This window comes from Prochlorococcus marinus str. GP2, assembly GCF_000759885.1.
GTDB classification, from domain to species: domain Bacteria; phylum Cyanobacteriota; class Cyanobacteriia; order PCC-6307; family Cyanobiaceae; genus Prochlorococcus_A; species Prochlorococcus_A marinus_J.
The window spans coordinates 263,628-278,081 of sequence record NZ_JNAH01000008.1 but is presented as its reverse complement, the minus strand read 5'-3'; the positions used below and the strand labels follow the sequence as shown (position 1 = coordinate 278,081).

27 protein-coding genes are annotated in these 14,454 nt (G+C 35.7%); all 27 read left to right on the top strand.

From position 1 onward, the window contains the following. The first annotated feature begins 143 nt into the window (after positions 1–143). The 27 genes from rplC to rplM all read left to right on the top strand — a co-directional run bounded on the left by rplC (position 144) and on the right by rplM (position 14,449). Positions 144–797 (top strand): 50S ribosomal protein L3, encoded by a 654-nt coding sequence (gene rplC, locus EU91_RS00925; protein ID WP_032525074.1) that lies wholly within the window; start codon positions 144–146, stop codon positions 795–797. After that, complete coding sequence (gene rplD, locus EU91_RS00930; protein WP_032525073.1) at positions 794–1,426, top strand: 50S ribosomal protein L4; 633 nt, start codon at positions 794–796, stop codon at positions 1,424–1,426. Before rplC ends, rplD begins: the two co-directional genes overlap by 4 nt. Beyond that, entirely contained in the window at positions 1,423–1,725 is a 303-nt protein-coding gene (locus tag EU91_RS00935) for a 50S ribosomal protein L23 (RefSeq protein WP_011819168.1), read from the top strand. Before rplD ends, EU91_RS00935 begins: the two co-directional genes overlap by 4 nt. 12 nt (positions 1,726–1,737) lie before the next feature. Further along, the gene (gene rplB, locus EU91_RS00940; RefSeq protein WP_002807290.1) at positions 1,738–2,601 is read left to right on the top strand and encodes a 50S ribosomal protein L2; all 864 of its coding nucleotides are present in this window, start codon (positions 1,738–1,740) and stop codon (positions 2,599–2,601) included. A 37-nt stretch (positions 2,602–2,638) separates the two neighbouring features. Beyond that, positions 2,639–2,917 carry a 30S ribosomal protein S19 gene (gene rpsS / locus EU91_RS0108875; RefSeq protein WP_032525072.1) on the top strand — a complete coding sequence of 93 codons (279 nt, stop codon included), beginning with the start codon at positions 2,639–2,641 and terminating at the stop codon, positions 2,915–2,917. Further along, positions 2,914–3,300 carry a 50S ribosomal protein L22 gene (rplV, locus tag EU91_RS00945; RefSeq protein WP_032525071.1) on the top strand — a complete coding sequence of 129 codons (387 nt, stop codon included), beginning with the start codon at positions 2,914–2,916 and terminating at the stop codon, positions 3,298–3,300. Before rpsS ends, rplV begins: the two co-directional genes overlap by 4 nt. Further along, a complete protein-coding gene (gene rpsC / locus EU91_RS00950; protein WP_011819165.1) occupies positions 3,300–4,031 on the top strand; it encodes a 30S ribosomal protein S3 in 732 nt (243 codons plus the stop codon). Before rplV ends, rpsC begins: the two co-directional genes overlap by 1 nt. A gap of 11 nt (positions 4,032–4,042) precedes the next feature. Then, positions 4,043–4,525 carry a 50S ribosomal protein L16 gene (gene rplP, locus EU91_RS00955; RefSeq protein ID WP_025938709.1) on the top strand — a complete coding sequence of 161 codons (483 nt, stop codon included), beginning with the start codon at positions 4,043–4,045 and terminating at the stop codon, positions 4,523–4,525. Then, positions 4,522–4,740, top strand: coding sequence for a 50S ribosomal protein L29 (gene rpmC, locus EU91_RS09145; RefSeq protein WP_025895061.1), 219 nt, complete (start codon positions 4,522–4,524; stop codon positions 4,738–4,740). Before rplP ends, rpmC begins: the two co-directional genes overlap by 4 nt. Positions 4,741–4,746: 6 nt before the next feature. Continuing rightward, positions 4,747–5,013, top strand: coding sequence for a 30S ribosomal protein S17 (rpsQ, locus tag EU91_RS09140; protein ID WP_032525069.1), 267 nt, complete (start codon positions 4,747–4,749; stop codon positions 5,011–5,013). Further along, positions 5,010–5,375 carry a 50S ribosomal protein L14 gene (gene rplN, locus EU91_RS00970; protein ID WP_002807235.1) on the top strand — a complete coding sequence of 122 codons (366 nt, stop codon included), beginning with the start codon at positions 5,010–5,012 and terminating at the stop codon, positions 5,373–5,375. The genes rpsQ and rplN overlap by 4 nt, the downstream gene beginning before the upstream one ends. Further along, a complete protein-coding gene (gene rplX, locus EU91_RS00975; RefSeq protein WP_032525068.1) occupies positions 5,376–5,732 on the top strand; it encodes a 50S ribosomal protein L24 in 357 nt (118 codons plus the stop codon). Between the two features lie 74 nt (positions 5,733–5,806). Further along, positions 5,807–6,346, top strand: a complete 540-nt coding sequence (rplE, locus tag EU91_RS09135; RefSeq protein WP_032525067.1) for a 50S ribosomal protein L5 — start codon at positions 5,807–5,809, stop codon at positions 6,344–6,346. A gap of 9 nt (positions 6,347–6,355) precedes the next feature. Then, complete coding sequence (rpsH, locus tag EU91_RS09130) at positions 6,356–6,757, top strand: 30S ribosomal protein S8 (protein ID WP_032525066.1); 402 nt, start codon at positions 6,356–6,358, stop codon at positions 6,755–6,757. Positions 6,758–6,769: 12 nt separating this feature from the next. After that, the gene (rplF, locus tag EU91_RS00990) at positions 6,770–7,309 is read left to right on the top strand and encodes a 50S ribosomal protein L6 (RefSeq protein ID WP_025922639.1); all 540 of its coding nucleotides are present in this window, start codon (positions 6,770–6,772) and stop codon (positions 7,307–7,309) included. Positions 7,310–7,323: 14 nt separating this feature from the next. Next, the gene (gene rplR, locus EU91_RS00995) at positions 7,324–7,692 is read left to right on the top strand and encodes a 50S ribosomal protein L18 (protein ID WP_032525065.1); all 369 of its coding nucleotides are present in this window, start codon (positions 7,324–7,326) and stop codon (positions 7,690–7,692) included. Between the two features lie 15 nt (positions 7,693–7,707). Further along, positions 7,708–8,328, top strand: a complete 621-nt coding sequence (gene rpsE / locus EU91_RS01000) for a 30S ribosomal protein S5 (protein ID WP_032525064.1) — start codon at positions 7,708–7,710, stop codon at positions 8,326–8,328. 5 nt (positions 8,329–8,333) lie between these two features. Continuing rightward, on the top strand, positions 8,334–8,792 hold the full coding sequence (gene rplO, locus EU91_RS01005) for a 50S ribosomal protein L15 (RefSeq protein ID WP_032525260.1): 459 nt from the start codon (positions 8,334–8,336) through the stop codon (positions 8,790–8,792). A gap of 29 nt (positions 8,793–8,821) precedes the next feature. Beyond that, positions 8,822–10,141 (top strand): preprotein translocase subunit SecY, encoded by a 1,320-nt coding sequence (gene secY, locus EU91_RS01010; protein WP_032525063.1) that lies wholly within the window; start codon positions 8,822–8,824, stop codon positions 10,139–10,141. After that, on the top strand, positions 10,141–10,689 hold the full coding sequence (locus tag EU91_RS01015) for an adenylate kinase (protein WP_032525062.1): 549 nt from the start codon (positions 10,141–10,143) through the stop codon (positions 10,687–10,689). Before secY ends, EU91_RS01015 begins: the two co-directional genes overlap by 1 nt. A gap of 45 nt (positions 10,690–10,734) precedes the next feature. After that, a complete protein-coding gene (gene rpmJ / locus EU91_RS09085) occupies positions 10,735–10,851 on the top strand; it encodes a 50S ribosomal protein L36 (RefSeq protein ID WP_011377173.1) in 117 nt (38 codons plus the stop codon). Positions 10,852–10,892: 41 nt separating this feature from the next. Beyond that, a complete protein-coding gene (rpsM, locus tag EU91_RS01020; RefSeq protein ID WP_032525061.1) occupies positions 10,893–11,258 on the top strand; it encodes a 30S ribosomal protein S13 in 366 nt (121 codons plus the stop codon). 45 nt (positions 11,259–11,303) lie between these two features. Then, on the top strand, positions 11,304–11,696 hold the full coding sequence (gene rpsK, locus EU91_RS01025; protein WP_032525060.1) for a 30S ribosomal protein S11: 393 nt from the start codon (positions 11,304–11,306) through the stop codon (positions 11,694–11,696). A 55-nt stretch (positions 11,697–11,751) separates the two neighbouring features. Next, the gene (locus tag EU91_RS01030) at positions 11,752–12,690 is read left to right on the top strand and encodes a DNA-directed RNA polymerase subunit alpha (RefSeq protein ID WP_032525259.1); all 939 of its coding nucleotides are present in this window, start codon (positions 11,752–11,754) and stop codon (positions 12,688–12,690) included. Between the two features lie 14 nt (positions 12,691–12,704). Next, positions 12,705–13,055, top strand: coding sequence for a 50S ribosomal protein L17 (gene rplQ / locus EU91_RS01035; RefSeq protein WP_025946442.1), 351 nt, complete (start codon positions 12,705–12,707; stop codon positions 13,053–13,055). Positions 13,056–13,091: 36 nt separating this feature from the next. After that, positions 13,092–13,901 carry a tRNA pseudouridine(38-40) synthase TruA gene (truA, locus tag EU91_RS01040; protein ID WP_032525059.1) on the top strand — a complete coding sequence of 270 codons (810 nt, stop codon included), beginning with the start codon at positions 13,092–13,094 and terminating at the stop codon, positions 13,899–13,901. Between the two features lie 116 nt (positions 13,902–14,017). After that, a complete protein-coding gene (rplM, locus tag EU91_RS09125; protein WP_032525058.1) occupies positions 14,018–14,449 on the top strand; it encodes a 50S ribosomal protein L13 in 432 nt (143 codons plus the stop codon). Positions 14,450–14,454 lie beyond the last annotated feature (5 nt).

The following is a 14,454-nucleotide window of genomic DNA, read 5'->3' as shown; positions in this document are numbered from 1 at the left end:
CAGGTGGGTTTATCCCAGGAGAAACTATCTAGATTTTCAGATAAGTCTCAACCTTAATTAATTGTTTTTTTATTAACTTCACCTTAATAACTGAAGGTTTTAGATAATTTAAAAATCATTACGAGCTAGCCTAATTTAGTCTTATGTCTATAGGAATTTTAGGAAAGAAATTGGGCATGTCCCAACTTTTCGACGAGAAAGGTAATTCGGTACCAGTTACTCTTATCGAGGCTGGTCCTTGCCGTATCACTCAATTGAAAACAAACGCTTTGGATGGTTATACTGCCGTTCAAATAGGTTATGGCTTGTCCAAAGATAAGCATATAAGTAAGCCTGAAAAGGGACATTTGTTGAAATCAGGTGAAGAACTTTTAAAGCATTTGAAAGAATATAGGGTTGAAGAAACTTCATCTTATGAAATCGGAAATCAAATAACTGTAAAATATTTTGAGGTTGGTCAAAAAGTTGATATCAGTGGCAAATCTATGGGTAGAGGTTTCGCTGGTTACCAGAAAAGACATGGTTTTAGCAGAGGTCCTATGAGTCATGGTTCAAAAAATCATAGAGCACCTGGATCTACAGGTGCAGGAACAACTCCAGGCAGAATTTATCCTGGAAAAAGAATGGCAGGAAGATATGGAGGAAAACAGATTACTACTAAAGGTTTGTTAGTTCTAAAAATTGATGATAAGAAAAATTTGCTTGTAGTAAAGGGTTCTGTACCAGGTAAGCCCGGCTCAATAATAAACATTAAGCCAAATAATGTTGTAGGAAAAAAAGGAGGTGAAAAATCATGACAACACTTGAAACTCTTAAGTGGGATGGTAAAAAATCCGGCAAAGTTTCTCTTGATTTAGCAGTTGCTAAGGAAACTTCTTCGGCAGACTTAATGCATAGAGCAGTCCTTAGACAGCTAGCAAATAAAAGACAGGGAACAGCATCAACTTTGACAAGATCTGAAGTGCGTGGGGGCGGTAGAAAACCCTATAAACAAAAAGGTACGGGAAGAGCCCGTCAAGGATCAATAAGGACACCCTTAAGACCTGGTGGCGGAATTATTTTTGGACCGAAGCCACGTTCTTATAATCTTGATATGAATCGTAAGGAACGTAGGTTAGCTCTTAGAACAGCACTTATGTCTAGAGTATCTGATATGAAGGCCGTTGAAGATTTTGGATCTAGTTTAAAGCAGCCTAAAACAAGTGAGATCATCAATGGCCTTGCTCGATTGGGTATACAAAAAACTGAAAAAGTTTTGGTTATTCTTGATAGTCCGTCCGATGTTATAAAAAAATCCATCAATAATATCGAAAAAGTAAAATTAATTGCCGCCGATCAATTAAATGTATTTGATATTCTCAATGCTAATAAATTGGTTATAGGGCAATCAGCTTTAGATAAAATTCAGGAGGTTTATGCATCATGAGTAAATTATTCGATTCTCGTTTAGCCGATGTAATAAGAAAGCCAGTTATTACTGAGAAAGCTACAAATGCACTAGATCTTAACCAATATACTTTTGAAGTAGATCATAGAGCGGCAAAACCACAAATAAAGGCTGCTGTTGAAGCCTTATTCAGTGTTAAAGTGATAGGAGTTAACACTATGAATCCTCCCAGGAGAACAAGAAGAGTCGGGAAATTCTCTGGTAAACGTTCTCAGGTCAAGAAGGCAATTGTGCGTCTTGCTGAAGGAGACAAAATCCAACTATTTCCAGAATCTTAAGGAGTTTTAATCATGGCAATCCGTAAATTTAAACCTTATACACCTGGTACTAGGCAAAGAGTAGTTACTGACTTTAGTGAAATAACAAGTGCAAAACCTGAAAGATCACTAATAGTTTCAAAACATAGAGTTAAAGGCAGAAATAATCGTGGAGTTATCACTTGTCGTCATCGTGGAGGTGGTCACAAAAGGCAATATAGATTAGTTGACTTTAGAAGAGATAAAAGAAACATCAACGCTAAAGTTGCAGCTATACACTACGATCCTCATAGAAATGCAAGGCTGGCACTTTTATTCTACGAAGATGGGGAAAAAAGATATATTATCGCTCCAGCAGGAGTAAAAGTCGGACAGAATGTCATATCTGGAGAAAGTGTTCCAATTGAAGATGGTAATGCAATGCCACTTTCTGTTATGCCATTAGGATCTAGTGTTCATTGTGTTGAGTTATATGCAGGTAGGGGTGCTCAGATGGTTAGATCCGCAGGAGCTAGTGCTCAAGTTATGGCAAAAGAGGGAGATTATGTTGCTTTAAAACTACCATCTACCGAGGTAAGACTTGTAAGAAAAGAATGCTACGCAACTCTTGGTGAAGTTGGTAATTCTGAAATAAGAAATACTAGCTTAGGTAAAGCAGGAAGAAGAAGATGGCTTGGAAGAAGGCCTCAAGTGAGAGGTAGTGTAATGAACCCATGTGATCATCCACATGGAGGAGGAGAGGGAAAAGCACCAATTGGTAGAGCAGGACCAGTTACTCCATGGGGTAAACCAGCTCTTGGATTAAAGACACGTAAAAAGAACAAACCAAGTAATAAATTAGTTGTTCGAAGACGTCGTCGTGTTTCTAAGAGGAGTAGAGGAGGAAGAGACTCTTGATTACTTCATTTATTATTCCAATTTCTTTTACATAATCATGGGACGTTCACTAAAAAAAGGACCTTTCATAGCAGATAGCCTGCTCAAGAAGGTAGAAAAACAAAATACTGATAATGACAAGTCTGTTATCAAAACTTGGTCGAGATCCTCTACGATTTTACCTGTAATGATCGGTCACACAATCGCCGTACATAATGGCAAGACTCACATTCCAGTATTTATTACTGAACAAATGATTGGTCATAAACTTGGTGAATTTGCTCCTACACGCACTTACCGAGGTCATTTAAGAGATAAGAAAGGAGCAAAATCATGACAAAAACACCTGAAACAACAAAAACAGCAATTGCTCATGGGAATTACGTTCGCGGATCAGCCTCTAAAGTGAGAAGAGTTTTGGATCAGATAAGGGGTAGGTCTTATAGAGATGCATTGATTATGTTGGAATTTATGCCTTACAGATCTACAGACCCCATCACTAAAGTTTTAAGATCTGCGGTTGCCAATGCAGAACATAACCTTGGAATGGATCCATCAACCTTAGTTATTTCTTCTGCATGGGCTAATAGTGGTCCAGTAATGAAAAGGTATAGGCCCAGAGCTCAAGGTCGAGCTTTTTCAATTAAAAAACAGACTTGCCACATCAGTATTTCTGTTGAATCTGCTCCTGCTAAAACTAATACGGAGGTACAAAACTAATGGGACATAAAATACATCCTTCAGGACTAAGATTAGGAATTACACAAGAGCATCGCTCTAAGTGGTTTGCTACTTCTAAGACATATCCAATTCTTCTCCAAGAAGATTTTAAAATTCGTACCTTCATACAAAAAAAATATGGAGCAGCAGGCATTAGCGATGTTTTAATAGCTAGAAAAGCTGACCAATTGGAACTTGAATTAAAAACAGCAAGACCAGGAGTTATAGTTGGAAGACAAGGAAGTGGGATTGAAGAATTAAGATCTGGCATTCAAAAAACTATAGGGGATAGAACAAGGCAAGTTAGAATAAACGTTGTAGAAGTTGAGCGCGTAGATGCTGATGCTTTTTTACTAGCTGAATATATTGCACAACAACTTGAAAAAAGAGTCGCCTTTAGAAGAACTATAAGAATGGCCTTACAAAGAGCTCAAAGGGCTGGAGTCTTAGGTCTAAAAATTCAAGTAGGGGGAAGGTTGAATGGTGCTGAAATAGCTAGAACTGAATGGACTAGAGAAGGTAGAGTTCCATTACATACATTGAGAGCTGAAATTGACTATGCAACACGTGAAGCTAATACAACTTACGGTGTCTTAGGCATAAAAGTTTGGGTTTTCAAAGGTGAAGTTCTCCCCAAAGAAGAACAAACTATCCCTGTGGGTGCGAGCCCTAAGAGGAAAGCTAGTAGAAGACCTCAGCAATTTGAGGATCGTTCAAATGAGAATTCATAGGAGGTATAAAAATGCTTAGTCCAAAACGTACTAAATTCCGTAAACAACATAGAGGCAGAATGAGGGGTGTAGCCTCAAAAGGTAATACTATTGCATTCGGTCAATTTGCTCTCCAAGCTCAAGACTGTGGCTGGGTAACTGCACGTCAGATTGAAGCAAGCAGAAGAGCTATGACCAGATATATCAAACGTGGTGGTCAAATCTGGATTAGAATATTTCCTGATAAACCTGTAACCATGAGACCTGCCGAAACCAGAATGGGTTCTGGTAAAGGTAACCCAGAGTTTTGGGTCGCAGTTGTAAAACCTGGAAGAATACTTTTTGAAATGGGTGGTGAGGATATCACTGAGGAAACTGCAAAGGAAGCTATGCGTCTGGCTCAATACAAACTTCCTGTAAAAACTAAATTTATCTCCATTGATAAAAATCTAGAAAACTCCTCCCAAGAAAATACAAAAAATAGTAAAAAATCTCAAGAGGAGGTTAAACAATGAAAAACTCAGAGTCACTTAAGGAATTTAAAAAATTAAATTCTGAACAAATTACTGAAAAGATTGATCAATTACGAAAAGATCTTTTTGATTTGAGATTCAAGCAAGCTACAAGACAGCTCAATGAAACTCATAAATTTAAAATTATCAAGAAACAAGTTGCGCAATTACTCACTCTCAGTAAGAGTCAATCTGCTTCTAAAACAACTTCTGATTAATTAGTTATGGCACTTAAAGAAAGAATTGGTACTGTTGTCAGCGACAAAATGGATAAAACAGTTGTTGTTGCTGTCATTAACAGATATCCACATCCCACTTATAAAAAAATCGTAAGTAGAACTACACGATATAAGGCGCATGATCCAGAAAATACATGTGTTTTAGGTGATCGAGTTAAAATTAGAGAAACTAGACCGCTCAGTGCTCATAAAAGATGGGCAATACAAGAGATTCTCAATAAAACAAGTCAGGCTAAGGAGGTTAAAAAATGATTCAACAAGAAACTTATTTAACAGTTGCCGATAATAGCGGAGCAAAAAGACTCCAATGTATTAGGGTTTTAGGTTCTAATAGAAGGTATGCGCACGTCGGAGATGTAATCGTAGCAACTGTAAAAGATGCTCTTCCTAATATGGGAGTTAAGAAATCTGAAGTTGTTAAAGCTGTTATCGTCAGAACTAAAGCAACTTTAAGAAGAAATACTGGTAATTCAATCAGATTTGATGACAATGCAGCAGTATTGATTAATGAAGATAAGAATCCAAAAGGTACCAGAGTCTTTGGTCCTGTAGCTAGAGAACTGCGGGATAAAAATTATACAAAGATTGTTTCTCTTGCTCCGGAGGTGATTTAAATGTTGGACTCATTAAAACAAAAGAAAAATTCCCAGAGAATAAAAATGAGAATCAAAACTGGAGATTTGGTAAAAGTAATTAATGGCAAGGATAAAGGGAAAACTGGTGAGGTTTTAAAAACTATCCCTCTTCAAAATAGAGTAGTTGTAAAGGGAATTAACCTTAGGACTAAACATGTAAAACCAACTCAGGAAGGAGAAACTGGAAGAATACTTACAGAAGAAGCATCTTTACATGCATCAAATGTAATGTTTTTTTCAAAGGATAAAAATCTTACAAGTAAGATTGAATACTTTATTGATAAAGAGGGAGTGAAGAAAAGAAGATTGAAGAAAACTGGTGAAGTAATTGATTAATTTTTCACCAGAAACCAGATTTCAACTTTTTCTAATTTATCAATTCTGACAAAGACCAGAATTAACAAAAAATTATGACTCTAAAAAATCGCTACAAAGAATCAATAAGACCAAAACTTTTAAAGGAACTTGGTCTTAAAAATATTCATCAAGTACCTAAAGTTGTCAAAGTCAACGTTAACAGAGGTCTTGGTGAGGCAGCTTCAAATTCAAAAGCTCTAGAAGCCTCTTTAAACGAAATGGCAACAATTACAGGACAAAAGGCCCTTGTAACTAGGGCTAAAAAAGCTATCGCGGGTTTTAAAATTCGTGAGGGCATGCCAATTGGTTGTACTGTTACTTTGAGAGGAGACAGGATGTATTCCTTTTTGGAGAGATTTATAAATCTAGCTTTACCAAGAATAAGAGACTTCAGAGGAGTTAATCCAAAAAGTTTCGATGGGAGAGGGAATTATACCGTTGGAGTGAAAGAGCAATTGATTTTTCCTGAAATCTCTTTTGATAAAATAGATTCAATAAGAGGTATGGATATAACTATTGTCACAAGTGCAAAATCAGATCAAGAAGGTAAAGCTCTTTTACAGGAGTTAGGAATGCCTTTTAGTAAGAATTAAATTAAAACTATGTCAAATCACGATCCTATTTCAGATATGCTTACTCGAATTAGAAATGCGAGTCAAAAAAAGCATACAACAACAACAATCCCAGGTTCAAAAATGTCCTTAAGTATCGCCAAAGTGCTTCAAAAGGAGGGATTCATTTCTGATATTAATGAGGAAGGTGAAGGTTATAAATCACAAATAATACTCGGTCTCAAATATAGTGGTAAAAACAAATTTCCTACTATCCGATCTATGCAAAGAGTTAGTAAACCTGGATTGAGAGTATATAAAAATACTAGAGGTTTACCAAAAGTTCTTGGAGGTCTTGGAGTTGCCATAATTTCAACTTCTAAAGGCGTTATGAGTGATCGCGATGCTAGAAAGCAAGGCATTGGCGGCGAAGTCCTCTGCTATGTTTATTAAGGAGAATTAATCATGTCAAGAATCGGAAAAACACCAGTACTTATTCCTGAGAAAGTTACAGTTGATTTTGATGGATTAACAGTTACCGTGAAAGGCCCAAAGGGTGAGTTAAAACGTCTCATGCCTGAGGGAGTTAGTTTTGATAAGAAAGATAATACTGTTGTCGTAAGTCCTACTACAACCAAAATATATTCAAGGCAGAGACATGGATTATGTAGAGCCTTAATTGCAAATATGGTTGAAGGGGTTACTCAAGGTTTTTCAAAGAAATTAGAAATTGTTGGCGTTGGATCAAGAGCACAAGTAAAAGGTAAAAATCTAGTTGTAAGTGCAGGATATAGCCATCCTGTAGAAATGATCCCCCCTGATGGTATAACATACAAAGTTGAGAGTAATACAAATGTTACTGTATCTGGAATTGATAAGGAAATTGTTGGCAATGAGGCAGCAAAAATCAGATCAATTAGACCTCCAGAGCCATATAAAGGTAAAGGAATTAAATACCATGATGAGAGAATTCTCAGAAAAGCTGGTAAATCTGGCAAAAAATAATTCCAATTAAAAAAATGACCAAATTTTCCAGGAAATTACAAACCCAAAAAAGACATAGAAGATTAAGGAGATTCTTAATTGGAGATGCAACGCGTCCAAGATTGTCTGTTTTTCGCTCGAATAACCATATTTATGCACAGGTTATTGATGATAGCGCTCAAATAACTATTTGCTCAGCTTCCACTGTTGATAAGGAAATAAGAGAAAAATCTGAGAAATTACCCTCTGATTGTAAATCTTCTTCCATTGTTGGAAAATTATTAGCAAAGAGAGCTATAAAAAAAGGTATTAAGCAAGTTATTTTTGACCGTGGTGGAAATTTATATCACGGCAGAGTAAAGGCACTTGCAGATGCTGCCCGTGAAGCTGGCCTAGAATTCTAACTTTTATTTTTTACTATGACTGACACTCCAACAAAACAAGAAATTCAATCCAAGAATGATAAAGTTCCTGGAGCTATGCCTGTTGAACAAAAAAAGAATAATCGTAATGATCGAAAAAGAAATAAAAGAGGTGATTCAAAAAATCTTGAGAGAGATTCTGATTGGCAAGAAAGAGTTGTTCAAATTCGACGCGTTTCTAAAACTGTTAAGGGTGGAAAAAAAATGAGTTTTAGAGCAATAGTTGTTGTAGGTAATGAGAAAGGTCAAGTTGGAGTTGGAGTTGGTAAAGCAGGAGATGTCATTGGTGCGGTGAGAAAGGGAGTTTCAGATGGTAAAAAGAATCTTGTTAGGGTTCCTTTAACTCCAAATAATTCAATACCAACTTTATCAAAAGGTAGAGACGGTGCTGCTAATGTACTTATTAGGCCAGCTGCTCCAGGTACAGGGGTAATTGCTGGTGGTTCAATTAGAACAGTTTTAGAATTAGCGGGCATAAAAAATGTCTTAGCAAAAAGATTAGGTAGTAAAACACCTTTGAATAATGCAAGAGCGGCTATGGTAGCTCTTTCACAATTAAGAACACACAAATCTGCCTCAAGGGAGAGAGGAATCTCACTTGAACAGCTCTATTCTTGAAAATTATGACTTCAACATTAAATTCACTTAAATCAAACTCTGGCTCTAGAAAGAAAAAGTTAAGAAAGGGTAGGGGTATTGCTGCTGGTCAGGGAGCTTCTTGTGGTTTTGGAATGAGAGGTCAAAAGTCACGTTCTGGGAGACCAACTCGTCCAGGTTTTGAAGGTGGCCAAATGCCTTTATATAGAAGAGTTCCAAAATTAAAGCATTTTGAAATAATTAATCAAAAAAATTTTTCTATTATAAATTTAGATAAATTAAATGACTTTAAAGATAACGATACTGTTAATTTAGACTCACTAGTTAAAAAAGGATTGATCTTTAAGCCAAAATTTCCTTTAAAAATCCTTGGTAACGGAAAAGTTAATGTAAAGTTAAAAGTCCAAGCTCATGCATTCACGAAAGCTGCAAAACAAAAAATTGAGGACGCAGGTGGATCTTGCGAGCTTATAGTTAATAAATAAATTTACTAAAAAATTTAGGTAAGTTCAAAATGTTTGTTAACAAAAGTAGAAATCCTAGCGCTTCTGAAATACTATCCCAATTATTTTTAAATAAAGAGCTAAGAAGTAGAGTTTTAACAACTTTAGGTCTTCTTCTTTTAGTAAGACTTGGTATTTATATCCCCATGCCAGGTATTGATAGAGTTGCTTTTAAAAGTTTTATAGATCAAGGAGGTCAATTAATAGGTTTTTTAGATATTTTTACTGGCGGAGGAATTTCTACTCTAGGAATATTTGCATTAGGCATACTTCCTTTTATCAATGCATCAATTATTATCCAACTTCTAACTGCTTCATTGCCTGTTCTTGAAGATTTACAAAAAAATGAAGGAGAAGCGGGTAGAAGAAAAATTGCTCAAATAACTAGATATGTTTCTTTAGGCTGGGGGTTTTTACAGAGTATTATTTTTTCTTTAATTCTTAAACAATATGCAATTGAGGGGATAAGTGAAACTACATTTGTTTTGCAAACTTCCATAGCATTAGTTACTGGATCAATGTTGGTGATGTGGTTCAGTGAAATTATTACAGAGAAAGGAATAGGACAAGGCGCTTCATTGGTAATTTTTTTGAATATCGTCTCGACTTTACCAAAGGCTTTAAGCTCAACTATTGAAAAAGCCCAAACTGGTGATAGAGGAGATGTATTAGGTATAGCAGTATTACTTGGAGTATTTTTATTGACAATTGTTGGGATAATTTTTGTTCAAGAAGGAGCAAGACGTATTCCAATTGTTAGTGCAAAAAGACAAATAGGAAATGCAACATTACTTCCTACAAGACAAAGTTATTTACCCTTAAAATTAAATGCAGGGGGTGTTATGCCTATTATCTTTGCATCCGCTTTAATTTTTTTACCAATAACTATTGCAAATGTTACGGGCAATCCAGTTTTAATAAAATTAGCTAGCAGTTTAAATCCTGGATCTTCAAATCCATGGCCATATGCGCTGACATTTTTCTCTTTGATTTTGGGATTTTCTTATTTTTATGCATCCCTCACGATTAATCCAGTTGATGTGGCATCAAATCTCAAAAAAGGAGGAGTTGCAATACCAGGAGTTAGACCAGGAACTAATACAGCAAAATACCTTTCAGGAATACAAAATAGGTTGACATTATTAGGAGGTTTATTTCTGGGTTCAGTAGCTATCATCCCAGCTGCGGTAGAAAGAGCGACAAATGTACAGACCTTTCAAGGTTTAGGAGCAACTTCATTACTTATTCTTGTGGGTGTGGCTATTGATACTTCTAAACAAATTCAAACTTATGTTATTTCTCAAAGGTATGAGGGACTAATTAATAATTAATGAAAAAACATCTATTATTTTTAGGGGCACCGGGAGCAGGGAAAGGGACTCAGGCAGAATTACTAAGTCAAACAAATTCTTACTTGCACCTTTCCACAGGGGAATTATTAAGAAAAGAAATCGAAATGAATACTATCCTCGGTCAAGAAGTAAAGGATATCATTAATCGTGGAGAACTTGTTAGTGACGAACTTGTATTGAAAATAGTAAGGCAAAATTTAGACAAGGATAATAAAGGTTGGATTTTAGATGGTTACCCAAGAAATTTATCTCAAGCAAATTCATTGAATGATGTCTTAATTGAAATAAACCAGCCTTTAGAACTTGTTTTTTACTTAGATATTCCCGAAGAAGTTCTTATAAAGCGTTTGCTTTTGAGAGGAAGGAAAGATGATACTGAAGAGACTATCAGAAAAAGGGTTGAAATTTATAAAAAAACTACAGAACCATTGATTCAATATTTCAAAGATCTTTCATTACTTGAGTATATTGATGCAGATAGAGATTTAAAAACTATTTCCTCAGAAATCAAACAAAAAATGGCTTGATGATGATGTAGAATATAAAATTAACGTTTATTTGCAAAAACCCTTATGAAGGTAAGATCTTCAGTCAAAAAAATTAGTCCTGACGATCAGATCGTGAGGCGAAGAGGTAAAATCTATGTTATTAACAAGAAAAGACCTCGCAATAAACAACGTCAGGGTTAAATTTCAACCCTTTAATTAAAACTTTTACTTACTCAAAACACGTGGCCAGGATTGCAGGAATCGACATACCTCGCGAAAAGCGAGTTGAAATTGGACTTACATACGTTTATGGAATTGGTTTAACTAGATCAAAGCTAATTCTTGCAAGTACAGGTGTAAACCCAGATATTCGTGTCAAAGATCTTTCAGATTCTGATGTACAAAAGCTCAGAGTTGCTACAGAGGAATTCACTTTAGAGGGAGATTTGAGGAGAAAAGAGGGAATGGCCTTAAAACGTTTACAAGATATAGGATGTGTTAGAGGAAGAAGGCATAGAATGAGCCTACCAGTGAGAGGTCAAAGAACTAGAACCAATGCAAGGACAAGAAGGGGTTCAAGGAAAACAGTTGCTGGAAGAAAAAAATAACAAATTAAATCTACACACAAATTTCAGTATTAAATTAACAACACTATGGCAGCTACAGTAAAAAAAACAGGTTCAAAAAAATCTAAACGTAATATACCTAACGGTGTAGTACACATTCAAAGTACATTTAATAACACTATTGTCTCAATTACTGACACTTCTGGGCATGTAATTTCTTGGTCTTCTGCAGGTGCAAGTGGATTTAAAGGCGCTCGTAAAGGGACACCTTTTGCCGCTCAAACAGCAGCTGAAGCTGCAGCTAGGAGAGCACTTGATCAGGGTATGAGACAAATTGAAGTATTAGTAAGAGGTCCAGGATCAGGTAGGGAAACGGCCATAAGAGCTTTACAAGTGGCCGGATTAGAAATAACTCTAATAAGAGATGTGACTCCATTACCGCATAATGGATGTAGAAGACCTAAACGAAGACGCGTTTAGTTCTTTATTATCTCCCCCCCCCCAACAAAACAAAACTTTCAACCCTATTTTTTCCGTGTTGCAATACCAGATTGACAGAATCGACCATCAAATATCAGATGATCGCTCCCAAAAAGGAACTTTTTTAATTGGCCCTTTAGAAAGGGGACAAGCTACAACTTTGGGTAATTCACTCAGAAGAGTTCTAATGGGAGGACTAGAAGGAAGTGCAGTGACCGCCGTCAGAATTGCAGGAATTAACCACGAATATGCAACAATTCCTGGAGTTAGGGAAGATGTCTTAGATATTCTTCTCAACTGTAAGCAATTATCAATCAATAGTTCTAATCCAGAACTCGAAATCGGCAGGCTAGTTGCAAGTGGTCCAATGGATGTTAAGGCAAATGATATTCAATTCTCATCTCAAGTTGAAATTGTTGATGGAGAAAAACCGATCGCGACTATTCAGGCTGGACATAGCTTAGAGTTAGAAATTCATGTTGAAAGAGGTGTGGGATATAGACCGGTTGATCGCAAGAATGAAGAGACAACCTCTATTGATTTACTTCAAATAGATGCTGTTTTTATGCCGGTTAAAAGAGTCAATTTTACGATTGACGAAACGGCAGTAGCAGAGGGTGGAACAGGTAGAGAAAGATTGAAAATGGAAGTAGTAACAGATGGCTCAACAAGCCCTGATGATGCTATTGCTGAAGCTGCAAATCAATTAATAGAACTTTTTCAACCTCTTGCAACTGTTACAATGGTCGAGGAAATTCCTGAAGAACCTGAACCATCTCCTGAAGCTCAAATTCCTCTTGAGGAACTAAACTTGTCCGTTAGAGCATATAATTGTTTAAAACGAGCGCAAGTTAATTCAGTTTCCGATTTAATGGGCTTTAGCTATGAAGATCTTCTTGAAATTAAGAACTTTGGCTCTAAATCTGCAGATGAGGTTATTGAAGCTCTTGAACGCATTGGAATTTCTATTCCACAAAGCAGAACTTCTGTTTAACAATTTTTAAGATTATGAGACACCAACTTAGAATTCCTTTATTAAGTAAACCTGCTGACCAGAGGAAAGCACTTTTAAGAGGTTTGACTACTCAATTAATTAGGGAAGGTAGAGTAACGACAACAAAAGCTAGGGCAAAAGCTTTGAGAAACGAGGCTGAAAGAATGATTTCTCTAGCTAAAGAAGGTAGTTTAGCTTCAAGAAGAAGGGCTATTGGGTATATCTATGATAAAAAATTAGTTCATTCATTATTTGAAAAAGCAAAAGAAAGATATGGAGATAGAAAAGGGGGTTATACCCGCATAGTCAGAACGGTCTCTAGGAAAGGTGATAACGCTCAGATGGCTATAATTGAGCTTGTTTAAGTTTTTCCAATAAAGGGTTTTACCAGAATATAACTTTTGAAAAGGGTAGCTTTACTAATCCAATATGATGGATCAAGTTATTCAGGCTGGCAAAGACAAAAAAATGCAACTACAGTTCAGGAAATTCTAGAGCAAGCTCTTTTCAAAATTACACATCATGCCGTAAAGACTTTTGCCGCGGGTCGAACTGATGCAGGGGTTCATGCTTCTGGACAAGTTGTACACTTTGATACTGATTGTGTGATTCCAGGAAATTGCTTTGAAGCATTACTAAATAGTTTTTTACCATCAACTATTAGAATCTTGGAATCGGTTGAGGTTGAAATTGATAGCTGGCATGCATGCTATTCAGCAAAATATAGGCATTATCGATATGTAATTAATAATAGTAAATTCCCTAACTTATTTATAAATAGTTGGTCATGGCATAGATACCAAAAATTATTAGATGAGACATTAATGTCTAATGCTTCAAAGAGTATGGAAGGTGAACATGATTTTTTTGCTTTTCAGAAAAGTGGAAGCACGAGGAGTAATTCAATTACAAATATAAAAACTATAAAAATTAATAGAGTAGGAGATTTGATTTTTATTGATATCAAAGCTACTGGTTTTCTTTATGGAATGGTTCGTTTAATAGTGGGTCAACTAGTGTTAGTCGGAGAAAAAAAAATATCTCCAAAAATTTTTACAGATATATGGGTAAATAAAAAGAAAAATGATGTTAAAGAATCTGCTCCAGCAAAGGGTTTATGTTTTATAAATGCTGTGTATGAAGAAAATGTTTTTAAAAAGATCAACAAAAATGATTTTTTCCCAATTTTTTTAATTTATGGTTTTTCTTAGTTAAATTTGATTAAGAAAGAGCTAATTGTGTAAATAATCCAAAATTATTGTTTAATTCTCCTGCAATAAGGTAGAATTGAGAACTGAATTTAAATTTATTTGCATAAATTTGGTCAATGAATAAAACAATTACTCCGTCTATAGAAACTATTGAAAGAAATTGGTTTTTAGTTGACGCAAAAGATAGGACACTTGGGAGACTTGCTGCAGAAATTGCAACTGTTCTAAGAGGAAAAAATAAACCAACATTTACTCCTCATTTAGATACAGGTGATTTTGTAATAGTAGTTAATGCCGAAAAAGTTGAGGTAACAGGTAAAAAAGCATCACAAAAGTTATACAGAAGACATTCTGGAAGGCCAGGAGGAATGAAAATTGAAAAATTTGAATCTCTTCAAGAAAGAATCCCTGAAAGAATTATCGAGCAAGCTGTTAAGGGTATGCTTCCTCATAACTCTTTGGGAAGACAACTATTTAAAAAACTAAAAGTTTATAAAGGCGCTGATCATCCTCATGCTGCCCAGAATCCTGTATTATTGAAGAACTAATTTAC